Source organism: Streptomyces soli, assembly GCF_003999195.1.
GTDB lineage: Bacteria > Actinomycetota > Actinomycetes > Streptomycetales > Streptomycetaceae > Actinacidiphila > Actinacidiphila soli.
The window spans coordinates 19,350-32,732 of the sequence record NZ_RJVR01000330.1 but is presented as its reverse complement, the minus strand read 5'-3'; the positions used below and the strand labels follow the sequence as shown (position 1 = coordinate 32,732).

Annotated in this window: 11 protein-coding genes and 2 pseudogenes; 5 read left to right on the top strand and 8 right to left on the bottom strand. The window is 70.2% G+C overall.

Going from position 1 to position 13,383, the window contains the following annotated elements:
* Positions 1-6 precede the first annotated feature (6 nt).
* The 4 genes and pseudogenes from EFK10_RS49060 to EFK10_RS39245 all read right to left on the bottom strand — a co-directional run bounded on the left by EFK10_RS49060 (position 7) and on the right by EFK10_RS39245 (position 1,547).
* The gene (locus tag EFK10_RS49060) at positions 7-459 is read right to left on the bottom strand and encodes a ketopantoate reductase family protein (RefSeq protein ID WP_206305774.1); all 453 of its coding nucleotides are present in this window, start codon (positions 457-459) and stop codon (positions 7-9) included.
* A pseudogene (locus tag EFK10_RS53615) lies at positions 351-892 on the bottom strand (ketopantoate reductase family protein). The gene EFK10_RS49060 and the pseudogene EFK10_RS53615 overlap by 109 nt, the downstream one beginning before the upstream one ends.
* Before the next feature lie 117 nt (positions 893-1,009).
* Complete coding sequence (locus tag EFK10_RS53610) at positions 1,010-1,441, bottom strand: hypothetical protein (protein WP_407647236.1); 432 nt, start codon at positions 1,439-1,441, stop codon at positions 1,010-1,012.
* Positions 1,344-1,547: a MarR family transcriptional regulator gene (locus tag EFK10_RS39245; protein ID WP_127360424.1), complete on the bottom strand. Its 204-nt coding sequence runs from the start codon at positions 1,545-1,547 to the stop codon at positions 1,344-1,346. The genes EFK10_RS53610 and EFK10_RS39245 overlap by 98 nt, the downstream gene beginning before the upstream one ends.
* 398 nt (positions 1,548-1,945) lie before the next feature.
* Here EFK10_RS39245 and EFK10_RS39240 point away from each other — a divergent pair, with 398 nt between their 5' ends.
* Together EFK10_RS39240 and EFK10_RS53605 are read left to right on the top strand one after the other, a co-directional pair.
* The gene (locus EFK10_RS39240; protein WP_127360423.1) at positions 1,946-3,985 is read left to right on the top strand and encodes a M3 family metallopeptidase; all 2,040 of its coding nucleotides are present in this window, start codon (positions 1,946-1,948) and stop codon (positions 3,983-3,985) included.
* Positions 3,986-4,136: 151 nt separating this feature from the next.
* Positions 4,137-4,220: pseudogene (locus tag EFK10_RS53605) on the top strand (nuclear transport factor 2 family protein); the annotation flags it as partial.
* A 63-nt stretch (positions 4,221-4,283) separates the two neighbouring features.
* Here EFK10_RS53605 and EFK10_RS39230 read toward each other — a convergent pair.
* The 3 genes from EFK10_RS39230 to recQ all read right to left on the bottom strand — a co-directional run bounded on the left by EFK10_RS39230 (position 4,284) and on the right by recQ (position 7,696).
* Positions 4,284-5,393, bottom strand: a complete 1,110-nt coding sequence (locus EFK10_RS39230) for a winged helix DNA-binding domain-containing protein (protein WP_127360422.1) — start codon at positions 5,391-5,393, stop codon at positions 4,284-4,286.
* 23 nt (positions 5,394-5,416) lie between these two features.
* Entirely contained in the window at positions 5,417-5,623 is a 207-nt protein-coding gene (locus EFK10_RS39225; RefSeq protein WP_127360421.1) for a hypothetical protein, read from the bottom strand.
* Between the two features lie 255 nt (positions 5,624-5,878).
* A complete protein-coding gene (gene recQ, locus EFK10_RS39220; protein ID WP_127360420.1) occupies positions 5,879-7,696 on the bottom strand; it encodes a DNA helicase RecQ in 1,818 nt (605 codons plus the stop codon).
* Positions 7,697-7,813: 117 nt separating this feature from the next.
* On the opposite strand from recQ, the gene EFK10_RS39215 reads away from it, so the two are divergent.
* Positions 7,814-8,860, top strand: coding sequence for a cytochrome c oxidase assembly protein (locus EFK10_RS39215; RefSeq protein WP_240677755.1), 1,047 nt, complete (start codon positions 7,814-7,816; stop codon positions 8,858-8,860).
* Positions 8,861-8,897: 37 nt separating this feature from the next.
* Here the strand turns inward: EFK10_RS39215 and EFK10_RS39210 are convergent, their stop codons facing one another.
* A complete protein-coding gene (locus EFK10_RS39210) occupies positions 8,898-9,083 on the bottom strand; it encodes a hypothetical protein (RefSeq protein ID WP_127360419.1) in 186 nt (61 codons plus the stop codon).
* Between the two features lie 86 nt (positions 9,084-9,169).
* Here EFK10_RS39210 and EFK10_RS39205 point away from each other — a divergent pair, with 86 nt between their 5' ends.
* Complete coding sequence (locus EFK10_RS39205; RefSeq protein ID WP_127360418.1) at positions 9,170-11,911, top strand: MGH1-like glycoside hydrolase domain-containing protein; 2,742 nt, start codon at positions 9,170-9,172, stop codon at positions 11,909-11,911.
* Positions 11,908-13,383 (top strand): alpha-amylase family protein, encoded by a 1,476-nt coding sequence (locus tag EFK10_RS39200; protein WP_127360417.1) that lies wholly within the window; start codon positions 11,908-11,910, stop codon positions 13,381-13,383. The genes EFK10_RS39205 and EFK10_RS39200 overlap by 4 nt, the downstream gene beginning before the upstream one ends.

Below are 13,383 nucleotides of genomic sequence, written 5' to 3'. Positions count from 1 at the left end.
CATGGCTCAGCGTATGGACTGGTCCAGAGCGCGCAGCAGGGTCAGCAGTGCCGTGTTGAGCGGCGTCGGTATGCCGTGCCGCTTGCCGGCCCGCACGACCACGCCGGTGATGTGCTCATGCTCCAACGGCCGCCCGGCGAGCCGGTCGTAGAGCATCGAGGTGCCGCCGCCGGCCGGATTCATCGCGTACAGGTCGAGAGTTTTGCGGACATCCCGCTCGCCGATCTCGGCGCCCTCCGCGCGCGCCACGGCGACGGCCTCGCTCAGTACCTCGGAGGCGAGCCGGGCCATGTCCGGCTCGGTGAAGACGTCCACGCGGCGCTCGGTGAGCGGATTCGCCGCCAGATTGCTCAAGAGCTTGCGCCAGGCGGTGAAGTCACCGGTGGTGTGCACGTCGATGCCGCTGCCGTCGAACAGCGCGGCGAAGCGGTCGGCGAGCCCGCCCTCGGGGACCAGCATGACGTTGCCGACGTGGTGGGTGATCCGCCGGGTGCGATGCGCTCGGCGGATATGTAGATTACGACGAGGAGCACTTCGGTGTCTTCAGGCAGGAGCGGCGCCACGCGCTCGACGTGGCCCACGCCGTTCTGCAGCACGGCCACGCGGGTGTGCGGGCCGACCAGCCGGCGCAGCCATCCGGCGGCGGTTACGGTGTCCTGGGCCTTGGTCGTGACCAGTACCCAGTGCGCGGGGCTCTCCCGCTCCGGCCGCGTGGCGATGTGCACGGGGGAGTGGAGCACCTCGCCGTCGGTCTCGACCGCGAGCTGTCGATGGGTGTGCGCACGCACAGCGTCACGTCGTGTCCGGCGAGCTGTGCGCGGGCAGCGGTGAAGCCGCCGATCCCACCCGCGCCGATCACTGCGAGGCTTGTGGCCGCGGCAGTGTCGCTCATGGAGTCGACCATAGTTCCGGGGTCGGACAATCCGGGGTCCCGGCCGTGTGGGTTTCGACAGTTGTAACGTCAGGCGGCCGTGCCGTCCGGCAGTTGTGAGCTCAGGCAATCGTGAGGTCAGGCCAGGACCGCCGGGCCGGTGTCCACATGCGGGGCGAGGTAGCCGTACAGCGCCTTCTTCAGCTCGGCGATGTACGCGTCCCGCTCCGTGCCCTCGTGCGCCAGCACCAGGGCGAGCCCGGCCTTGAACACGCCGAAGGCCATCGCGGCGATGCGGGACCGCTCGGCGGCGGAGCCACCTGGTGGGCGCCGCGCGGGCTGCGCTCTCTGAATGATCGCTTCGGCCTCAGTGAGGGCGGCGGGGGGACGGCGGAGGTCCCGCGCCGCGAGACGGAGCGGGACCCCGAGCCCGTGAGTTCTGCCTGATCTCCTCGCTTCTTTCGATCGACCGTCAGTCGGGATCCCGGCGGCCGCGGTTACCTGGCCGCCGGGAGCTCCACGTGCGGATCGTGTCCGCGTACCAGAAGGGCTTGCCGCCCTCGACCACATCGGGCGAGGGAAGGTGTCCGTGCTTTCGGTAGGAGCGCACGGTGTCGACCTGCACCCTGATGTGCGCGGCGATCTCGGCGTATGACCACAGTGTCCGATCGGTCATCTCGAGTGCCTCCCTGTGAAACGGCTGTCGGAGCGTCAGCTTCATGGGGACAAACGACACGCTTTGTGGGCCGAACGGGCCTGTTGATCATCTGTTACGCGGATCCCGCGTAACAGTGACAAAAGTAGCGATCCCTGTACGCGGGCGCCCCCTGCCGCCCTCGCGCAGGGGGTAGCCGGAGCCGTCGAATTCGACTTCCTCGTCGACCAGTTCTGGTGATCCACGACGAGGACGACGACCTGATCCCGGCCGAGCAGCACGCCGGCTCGCCGCCGCCTACGGCAGCCGGTCCTGGCTGCTCACCACCCGGGGAGCCCCAGCGCGGTGGCCAGGCGCCCCAGCGACAGCCCCTCCAAAACCGCACGACCGTGCGGCCGCGCAGACGTAGGGTCGATCGCGTGACGCCGACAAACGCGACGAACCCCTTCTTCAGCCCGAGCACGCTCCCGTACGGACTCCCACCCTTCGCGGAGATCCGCGAGGAGCACTATCCGCCTGCCTTCGAGCGCGGCATGGCCGAGGAGCTGGCCGAGGCCCAGGCTGTGGCGGCGAACGAGGACCCGCCGACGTACGAGAACACCATCGAGGCGCTGGAGCGCTCGGGGACGCTGCTGCGACGGGTCTCGCAGGTGTTCTTCAACCAGGCGTCGTCGGACACCAACCCGGAGGTGCAGGAGATCGAGGCCGGGATCAGCACCCGGCTCGCGGCCCACCGAGACGCGATCCACCTCGACCCGGCGCTCTACGGCCGCATCCGCGCGCTCTACGACACCCGGCACGAACTCGGCCTGGACGCCGAGTCCCTGCGGCTGCTGGAGCGGTACCACACCCGGTTCGAGCGGGCCGGCGCCCGGCTCCCGGAGGCCGGCCGGCAGCGGCTGCGCGAGCTGAACGCGGAGATCGCCGCCGCCTCCACCACCTTCGAGCAGAACCTCTTCGCCGACACCAAGTCCGCCGCCCTCGTACTCGACAGCGCCGACGAGTTGGCGGGGCTCTCCCCGGGCGCCATCACCGCCGCCGCCGAGAACGGCCGCGCCCTCGGCCAGGACGGCAAGTACGTCCTCAGCCTCAAGAACTTCTCCAACCAGCAGGAACTGGCGGCCCTGGACCGCCGCGACGTACGCGAGCGCCTCCTCGCCGCCTCCCTCGGACGCGGCCTCAGCGGACCCGCCAGCAACCGCGAGCTGGTCGTGAAGCTGGCAACGCTGCGCGCCGAACGAGCCGCCCTCCTCGGCCACGACAGCCACGCCGCCTACATCGTCGCCGACCAGACCGCCGGCACCACCGAGGCCGTCACCGAGATGCTCACCCGCCTGGTCCCGCCCGCCGTCGCCAACGCCGAACGTGAGGCCGCCGCGCTGGCCGCCGCATCCGGCCTGGACGAGATCGCCGCATGGGACTGGGCGTACTGGTCGGAGAAGGTCCGCAGGGCCGAGTACGACATCGACTCCGCAGCCATGCGCCCCTACTTCGAGCTCGACCGGGTGCTCAAGGACGGCGTCTTCCACGCGGCCGGGCTGCTCTACGGGCTGAGCTTCACCGAACGCCCCGACCTCACCGGCTACCACCCCGACGTCCGGGTCTTCGAGGTCTTCGAGGAGGACGGCTCCCCGCTCGGCCTCTACCTGGGCGACTTCCACGCCCGTGCCTCCAAGCGCGGTGGCGCCTGGATGAACAACCTCGTCGACCAGTCAGGGCTGTTCGGCGAGCGCCCGGTCGTGGTGAACAACCTCAACATCGCCGAGCCCGCGCCCGGCGAGCCGACGCTGCTGACCTTCGACGAGGTCAGCACCCTCTTCCACGAGTTCGGGCACGCTCTGCACGGCCTGTTCTCCGACGTCCGGTACCCCTTCTTCTCCGGCACCGCCGTTCCGCGCGACTTCGTCGAATACCCCTCCCAGGTCAACGAGATGTGGACGGTCTGGCCCGAGATTCTGGCCAACTACGCCCGCCACCACGAGACCGGCGATCCCATGCCGCAGGAGCTGGTGGACCGGATGGAGGCCGCCGACCGTTTCGGCCAGGGCTTCCGTACGGTCGAGTACCTGGCCGCGACCCTGCTCGACTGGGCCTGGCACACCATCCCGGCAGGGGCCGACCCCGGCGACGCCGAGGCCTTCGAGGCCGCCGCGCTGAAAAAGGCGGGCGTGGCGCTGCCCGCGATCCCGCCGCGCTACCGGTCCACGTACTTCGCGCACATCTTCTCCCATGGCTACAGCGCCGGTTACTACTCCTACATCTGGAGCGAGGTGCTGGACGCCGACACCGTCGAGTGGTTCAAGGAGAACGGCGGTCTGCGGCGCGAGAACGGCGACACCTTCCGTCGCGAGCTGCTCTCCAAGGGCGGCAGCGTCGACTCGCTCACCGCCTTCGAGGCCTTCCGGGGCCGGGCGCCGCGCATCGAGCCGCTGCTGGCCCGCCGGGGGCTCACGGGCTGAGCGGCCCTCCAGCCTCGCTGCAGCCGGGTTTGACAGCGTGGGCGGCAGCGGACCGCGGAGTCAGACGGAGGGAGTCACGGTGTCCCAGGAAAGCGTGATCAAGGTCAGCGGAGACCTTTACGCGGAGGTGCAGACGTTCTACGCGCGGCAGATGCGACGGGTGGACGCCCTGGACATCGAGGGGTTCGCCGCGACCTTCACCAAGGACGGCGTCGTGGTGCACGCCGGCGGCCGGCGCCAGGAGGGCCGGGAGGAGATGCTGGCCGGGATCCGTATGCGTACGCCGTCGGACGCCGGGTCAGACGAAACGGATGTCGTACGTCTTCGCGCCGGCCGCCGCGAAGGCCAGCAGCCGGCCGCCCTCGTCGGCCACGGCCTCACGTTCCTGCCGGGACAGAGAGGCGAAGGGCTCGATGACCAGGTCCGCGGTGTCGCGCTGCTGGGAGATTCGCCACAGGCCGCGGACGAAGCCGTCGACGAGGATGACCGACCTGATCAGGCCGTTGCGGGTGAAGACCAGCCTGCGCTGCTCCTCGGTGAGGATGCGGGCGCGGTCGGCGTGCGAGAGCAGGATGTTGTCGAACTCCGGCAGGAAACGCACCGGCACGGGCACATCCGGGTCGGGCAGCGGGGCGTCGGGGAGGTCCCACAACTCCAGGCCGTTCTCGTCGCGGAAGGTCCGCAGGTGGGGCAGCCGCTTGACCACCGCCCCCAGGCGGGTCAGGCCGGACCAGGCCTGAATGTCCTTGACCGTGGCCGGCCCGAAGGCCGCCAGATAGCGTTCGACCATCCGGTCCGGCGCGGTATCCACGGCCGTCGGGCGGCCCAGCCAGGACTCGGCCGTGGTGTGCGTGGCCTGGCCGCTCTCGCCCCACAGCCCGCGCGGCGGCACCTGGACCAGCGGCACCAGGTTCCGTACGGCGTTGGCGAGGGCGAAGGGGTCCCGGTCGGGCCAGCGCTCGGCGAGCAGCACGCCCAGCCGGCCCCAGGACAGCGCCTCCTTCTCCACCAGCCGGCGGCCCAGCACGGCGACCTCGGCCAGGTCGAGGCCGTCGAGCCGGCGGCCGAAGGTGCCGTTCAGGGCGCGTTCCAGGGCCGCGTCCAGGACCGGGCGCAGCGCGAGGCAGTCCTGGGCGGTGACCAGGTGGATGGTGCCGCGCATGAGCACCACGCGGACGACCTCGCGGCTCCTGACCAGAGCGGCGAGGTCGTCCAGGCGGAAGCCGTCGACCCGGGTCCACAGCCCGAGATACGGCGGATTGGGCGCCTGGGCCTGCATGCCCACCAGGTGCTCGATGGCACCGGCGGCGGACAGCGGCGCGCGCTCCAGGAGCAGTTGCCGCTCCAGGAGCGCCCGGTTGAGCGTACGGCGGTCCAGCACGCGTCCGCCCGGTGATGCTGTTGTCATGTGTCCGAGTTCTCCGCGTTCTCTCAGGAGAGCTTGACCAGCACGGTGCCGCTGTACTTGCGGTTCAGCAGGCCGAGGAACGCCTCGGGGAGTTCCTTGACGCCGCCCTCGGCCACCGTGTGGGGGAAGACGATGCGATTGTCCCGCAGCCAGGTGCCGAAGCGCGCGTTCCAGCCCTCGATCTGGTCGGGGTTGTGCAGCGTGGCGAAGCCGCGCAGGGTCAGGTCCACGGCCGCTGGGATCTCCTCGGGGTGCTCGCCCAGCCGGCGCTTCCGAGCCCTGGAGCGCGAGTTCGTTTCGTAACAGGTGGGTTGTGGGAGAACGTTCCGCTGGGGTCCCCCCCGGCCGAAGGCTGGGGGTGGGGGCACTCCCCCAGCCTTCGGCCGGGGGGACCCCCACCCAAAGGAAGCTTTGGGGGAGGCTGGCACAACCCACCCGCACTCGGCAACGGTGCGCACTCCGACGGCGGGTGGCCGGGGCGGCGGCTACGCCGAGAGCGCGTCCAGGATCTGCTGACCGTACTTGGCCAATTTGTTCTCACCGACGCCGCTCACCGCGCCCAGATCGTCAAGCGTGGCGGGCGGCGCGGTCGCGATCTCCCGCAGCGTGGCGTCGTGGAAGATCACATACGCGGGCACGCCCTGCTCCTTCGCCGTGGCGGCACGCCAGGACCGCAGCAGCTCGAAGACCGAAAGGGCCTCCTCGGGCAGGTCGACGGGGGTGGAACGGTGCGAACCGCCGCCGGCCTTGGCGGCCTTGGCCGCCTTCGCCGCAGGCTCCGGCTCGCGGCGCAGCTGCACGGGGTGACGGCCGCCGAGTACCTCGGCACTGCCGTCCGTCAGGACGAGCGTGCCGTATTCACCCTCGACCGCCAGCAGGCCCTGGGCGAGCAACTGCCGAACCACGCCCCGCCATTCGCCTTCTTTCAGCTCGGTCCCGATCCCGAAGACGGACAGGGCGTCGTGATCGAACTGGATGACCTTCGCGGTCTTCTTTCCCAGCAGGATGTCGATGATCTGCCCCGCCCCGAACTTCTGCCCGCGCTCCCGCTTCAGCCGAACCACCGTCGACAGCAGCTTCTGCGCGGCGACCGTGCCGTCCCAGGACTCGGGCGGCGTGAGGCAGGTGTCGCAGTTGCCGCAGGGCCCCGACTCCTGGCCGAAGTAGGCGAGCAGCCGCACTCGCCGGCACTCCACGGTCTCGCAGAGCGCCAGCATGGATTCGAGATGGGCGGCGAGCCGCCGCCGGTGGGCGTCGTCGCCCTCCGACGTGTCGATCATCTTGCGCTGCTGGACGACGTCCTGGAGCCCGTACGCGAGCCACGCGGTGGACGGCAGCCCGTCGCGCCCGGCACGCCCGGTCTCCTGGTAGTACCCCTCGATCGACTTCGGCAGATCCAGGTGTGCCACGAACCGCACGTCCGGCTTGTCGATGCCCATCCCGAAGGCGATGGTCGCGACGACGATCAGCCCGTCCTCGCGCAGGAAGCGCGCCTGGTTCGCCGCCCGGGTCCGCGCGTCCAGCCCCGCGTGATAGGGCACGGCGTCGATGCCGCTCTTCACCAGGAACTCGGCGGTCTTGTCCACCGAGGCCCGCGACAGGCAGTAGACGATGCCCGCGTCGCCCGGGTGCTCCGTACGCAGCAGTTGCAGGAGCTGCCGCCGGGGCTCGTCCTTGGGCGCGATCCGGTACTGGATGTTGGGCCGGTCGAAGCTCGCCACGAAGTGCCGCGCGTCCTGCAGCTTCAGCCGTGCCGCGATCTCGGTGTGCGTTGCCTCCGTCGCGGTCGCCGTCAGCGCGATCCGGGGCACCTCGGGCCAGCGCTCGTGCAGCTCGGACAGGGCGAGGTAGTCCGGCCGGAAGTCGTGACCCCACTGGGCCACGCAGTGTGCCTCGTCGATCGCGAAGAGCGACACCTTGCCCCGGTCGAGCAGCCGCAGCGTCGCCTCGACCCGCAGCCGCTCGGGCGCGAGGTAGAGCAGATCCAGCTCACCGGCCAGGAATTCGGCCTCCACCAGCCGCCGCTCGTCGAGGTCCTGCGTGGAGTTGAGGAACCCGGCCCGCACCCCGAGCGCCCGCAGCGCGTCCACCTGGTCCTGCATGAGCGCGATCAGGGGCGACACGACCACCCCGACGCCGTCCCGCACCAGTGCCGGAATCTGGTAGCAGAGTGATTTCCCGCCACCCGTCGGCATCAGCACGAGCGCGTCGCCGCCGGCCACGACGTGCTCGATGATCTCCTGCTGCTCGCCGCGGAAGGCGTCGTAGCCGAATACGCGGTGCAACACGTCGAGCGCAGTCATCCGGGCAGTCTACGGTGCCGGTGCCGTTCGTTTCCCGTGAACCCGATCCGTTCTGTCCTGATCCGTTCTGTAAGGTCGTTGACCTACGAGTGCCAGAGGAAGAGAGCGTGAGGCAGGGTGGCCGGATTCCTGGCCCACGGCGGGCAGCAGGCCGCGGCGCAGTCGTTGCCGGAGCTGACCGGTGGACGCTTTCCGGTCTCCTGGGAGTGGGACTTCGCGGCGGTCGCCTTCGTGGTCGTGCTCGGTGGGGCGTATGGGTGGGCCGTTCTGCGGCTGCGTCGGCGCGGTGAGAGGTGGCCGGTCGCCAGGACGGCGGCCTTCGGGATCCTCGGGCTGGGCACGATCGTCTTCGCGACGATGTCCGCTCTGGCCGTCTATGACCGGATTCTGTTCTGGCCTGCGGCGGTTCAGAACATCCTCCTTGACCTGATCGCCCCGATCGGCCTGGCGCTCGGCGATCCGCTGTCGCTGGCGTACCGCGCTCTGCCGTCCTCGTCGGCGCAGCGGCTGCGCGGGGCGATGACCGGCCGCGTGGTCCGTGCGCTGACCTTTCCGCTGGTGAGTTCCGCCCTGGTGATCGCGACCGAGCTGGGCATCTACTTCACCCCCTACTTCGGGGCGGCGCTGCGCCACAGCGCGCTGCACGAAGTCATGTACCTGCACCTGCTCCTGGCGGGCTGCCTCTTCGTCCTGCCGATGCTCTCGCGCGAGGAGATGCTGCCTTCCTGGTGCAGTCACCCCGTCCGGGCGGCCCTGGTCTTCCTCGACGGCATCTTCGACGCCATCCCCGGCGTCGTGGTGATGACCAGCGGCACGCTCATCGCCGGCAGCTGGTACCGGTCCCAGGCGCGGACCTGGGGCCCCGACGTGCAGCTGGACCAGATGATCGGCGGCGGCGCGATGATCTCCATCGCCGAGCTGGTGGGGCTGGTGTTCCTCATCGCCGTCTTCGCCGAGTGGGTGCGCGCGGAGCGGGTGAAGACGGCCGAGCTGGACCGGCGGCTGGACGCCGAGCAGGTGCGGGCTGCCCCGCGAGCGCAGTCGTCGCCGGTGGCCGAGCCGGATCGCGTACGTCCCTGGTGGGAGACCGACACCGGCGTGGTCGGGCAGCGCATACGCGGATCCTCCGGCCGGCCGGATGAGACGGCACCCCCGCGCACGTAGGAATTCACCGCCCCTCCCGGGCCGGCCCCGGGGAGCTTCAGCAGGGGCAGAATCCGATCGTCAGGGTGACGCGGCGCGCGACCGGCTCGTACTGGGGCTGGGTACGGGGACCGTGGGCCTGGTCGAGGTCGTGGCTGGTCCAGGACCGTACGGTCAGGTCGAGGAAGGGGCTTGCGGTGATGACGAGGGCTGGGCCCCTGGCCGGCTCAGCCCTGGCAGTCACCGGGCCAGTACCGCCGCGGGGTGCTGGCCGGGTGGTTCGCCGTAGCCTGGGTGGGTGTACCGGGCGGCTGGGAGGGGCGGGCGACAGTGACGACCAGAGGACCGCAGGAGGACGCCGAGCGGCGACGGCTGGCCGAGGCCGACGCGTCAGGGGTCCCGTGGCGCCGGTGGGGCCCGTATCTGAGCGAGCGGCAGTGGGGGACGGTCCGCGAGGACTACAGCCACGACGGGGACGCCTGGTCGTACTTCACTCACGACCAGGCACGCTCGCGGGCGTACCGGTGGGGCGAGGACGGCATCGCCGGCATCAGCGACGACAAGCAGCGGCTGTGCTTCGCGCTGGCGCTGTGGAACGGCCGCGACCCGTTGCTGAAGGAGCGGATGTTCGGGCTGACCAACGCCGAGGGCAACCACGGCGAGGACGTCAAGGAGTACTACTTCTACCTCGACAACACGCCCACCCATTCGTACATGAAGTACCTCTACAAGTATCCGCAGGCGGAATTCCCGTACGACGACCTCGTGGCGACCAACAAAGCGCGCGGCCGGGGCGACTTCGAGTACGAGCTGCTCGACACGGGCATCTTCGACGAGGACCGATACTTCGACGTGTTCGTCGAGTACGCCAAGGCCGGCCCCGAGGACCTGCTCGTCGAGATCACCGTGCACAACCGCGGCGCCGACGAGGCCGAGCTGCACCTGCTGCCCACCCTGTGGTTCCGGCACACCTGGTCATGGGCCGGCGGCGCCGCCACCCCGAGCCTGCGGCAGGTCCCGGTGCCGGGCGTACCGGGCTCGGTCGTCATCCGTGCCGACCACGAGGAACTGGGCCCCCGCTGGCTGTACTGCGACGCCGACGCGGCGGCGCTGTTCACCGACAACGAGACGAACAACGAGCGGATCTTCGCAAGTCCCAACACCACCCCCTACGTCAAGGACGGCATCGACCGCCACGTCGTCCACGGCGAGACCGGCACCGTCAACCCGGAACGCACCGGCACCAAAGCCGCCGTCCACCACACGCTCACCCTCGCCGGCGGCGCGAGCACCACCCTGCGGCTGCGCCTGACCGACACCGAGCTCACCGACCCCTGGGGGCCGCAACACGACCGGGTGATGGCGGAACGCCGGGCCGAGGCCGACGCCTTCTACGACGGCATCGCCGAGCCCGGCATGAGCGAGGACGAGCGGCGGCTCGTCCGGCAGGCGATGGCGGGGATGCTCTGGAGCAAGCAGTACTACTACTTCGACGTCGAGCGCTGGCTGGCCGAACACGGCCTCGACCCGCTCGCCTCCGACCCCCGGGTCCGCAACAGCAACTGGTACCACATGGTCAACGACGAGATCATGTCGATGCCCGACACCTGGGAGTACCCGTGGTTCGCGGCATGGGATCTCGCCTTCCACGCCATCGCACTGTCCATGGTCGACCTCACCTTCGCCAAGGGCCAGCTCGACCTGCTGCTGCGCCGCCTCTATCTGCACCCCAACGGCCAGATCCCGGCGTATGAATGGAACTTCGGCGACGTCAATCCGCCGGTGCACGCCTGGGCCATCCTCTTCGTCTACGAGCTCGAGAAGCACCGCACAGGCCGGGGCGACCGAGCCTTCCTGGAGAACGCCTTCCAGAAGCTGATGAAGAACTTCACCTGGTGGCTCAACCGCAAGGACGCCGACGGGAACAACGTCTTCCAGGGCGGCTTCCTCGGGCTGGACAACATCGGCGTCTTCGACCGCAGCGCCCCGCTCCCGACCGGCGGCCACCTCGACCAGGCCGACGGCACCGCCTGGATGGCGCTGTACTGCCAGAACCTGCTGGAGATCGCCATCGAGCTGGCCATCGACAACCCGGTGTACGTCGAGCAGGCGCAGACGCTGTTCGAGCACTTCGCGTGGATCGCCACGGCCATGAACCGCATCGGCGCGGAGAACGACAGCCTGTGGGACGAGGAGGACGGCTTCTTCTACGACTCGCTGCGGCTGCCCGACGGCAGCGCGACCCGGCTGAAGGTGCGCTCCCTCGTCGGACTGATCCCGCTCGCCGCCACCAGCGTGATCGGCGGCTGGGCGGACCTCCGCTTCCCCGAACTGGCCGCCGGGGCACGCGAGTTCATTGAGCGCCATCCCGCTGTGGAGGCCGTCGTCTCCTCCCAGGACGCGCTGGGGCCCGGCGCCGAAGGCCGGCATCTGTTCGCCCTGTTCGGCGAGGACCGATTGCGGCGGATCCTCTCCCGGATGCTCGACGAGGACGAGTTCCTCAGCCCGCACGGCATCCGTTCCCTCTCCCGCCACCACGCCGAACACCCCTACTCCTTCGAGGTGCACGGCGAGAAGTACGAAGTCGGCTACCTGCCCGCCGAATCCGACTCCGGGATGTTCGGCGGCAACTCCAACTGGCGCGGACCGGTGTGGTTCCCCATCAACGTCCTGCTCATCCGCGCCCTCCTCAACCTCCACGCCTACCACGGCGAGAGCTTCATGATCGAGTGCCCGACCGGCTCCGGCCGGCAGCTCAACCTCTACGAGGTCGCCCGGGAGATCGCCTCCCGGCTCACCGGCACCTTCCTGCGCGACGAGGACGGCCACCGGCCGGTGCACGGCGCGCAGGCCAAGTTCGCCAAGGACCCCCACTGGCGGGACCTGCTGCTGTTCTACGAGTACTTCCACGGCGACAACGGCGCCGGAATCGGTGCCGGCCACCAGACAGGATGGACCGGCCTGGCCGCGGTCACCACGACCCTGTTCCACACCGTCAGCGCCGACGACTGGCACAGGCGCAGCCGCGAGGGCCTCCGGCCCATGGGCGCCCGAGAGGAGCCGCTCTCATGACCGGATGGCCGGACCAGCCGGTGATCTACGAGGTCAACACCCTGATCTGGCTGGGCGAGCTGAGCCGCCGACACGGCCGCCCGGTCACCCTGGGCGACGTACCCGCCGCCGCATGGGACGAGGTCGCGCTGCCTGGGATCGACGCCGTCTGGCTGATGGGCGTATGGGAACGCAGCCCGGCCGGACTCCGGATCGCCCTGCGCAATGACGCCCTTCAGGCGTCTTTCCGGGAGGCCCTGCCCGACCTGCGTCCGGAGGACATCGCCGGCTCGCCCTACTGCGTCCGCGACTATGTCGTCGCCGGCGCGCTCGGCGGACCCGGCGGGCTGGCCGCCGCCCGGGCCGAACTCGCCGCCCGAGGCGTGCGCCTGGTGCTCGACTACGTACCCAACCATGTCGCCCCGGACCATCCCTGGCCGGCCGACCGCCCGGACTGCCTCATCCAGGGCGACGCGGACGACCTGGCGGAATTTCCCGACGCCTTCCTGGAAGCCGCCGGGCACATCTTCGCCCGTGGCCGCGACCCGTACTTCCCGCCCTGGCCGGACGTCGTCCAGCTGAACGCCTTCAGCGACCAGCTCCGTTCGGCCACCGTCGACACGCTTGCCTCGATCGGCGACCAGGCGGACGGCGTGCGCTGCGACATGGCCATGCTGCTCACGAACGACGTGTTCGCCAAGACCTGGGGCGACCGGGCAGGCGCCCCACCCGCCGAGGACTTCTGGGCGTACGTCATCCCCCAGGTCAGGCAACGCCACCCTGACCTGCTGCTCGTCGCCGAGGCTTACTGGGACTACGAATGGGCCCTCCAGCAGCAAGGGTTCGACCACTGCTACGACAAGCGGCTCTACGACCGCCTGCTCCACGAAGGCCCCGGCTCCGTACGTGCCCATCTCCTCGCCGACCTCACCTATCAGCGCGGACTCGTACGCTTCCTGGAGAACCACGACGAGCCCCGCGCCGCCGCCACCATGTCGCCCGAACACGAACGAGCCGCCGCCGTCGCCATCGCCACACTCCCCGGCGCGACCCTCTGGCACGAGGGCGAGTTCGAAGGCCGCCGCGTGCGGCCACCGGTCTTCCTCTCCCGCCGCCCGGACGAGCCCGCCGACGAACCACTGCGCGACTTCCACCACCAACTCCTGGCCGCCGTCCACTCCACCGGCATGCGCTCCGGCCACTGGCAGCTCCTCGACCCCACCGGCTGGCCGGACAATCCCACCCACCAGAACCTCCTCGTCTGGTCCTGGACCGACGGCCCCCACCGCCACCTCGTCGTCATCAACCTCTCCGACCACCCCGCCCAAGGCCACATCCCCCTGCCCTGGAACGACCTCCCCCGCTGCCCCCACCGCCTGACCGACCTCCTTGCCGGGACCATCTACGAGCGCAGCGGCGACGACCTGGCCGCCCCGGGGCTGTTCGTAGCCCTGGACGCCTGGGGCTGGCACCTTCTCTCACTTGAGACTTGA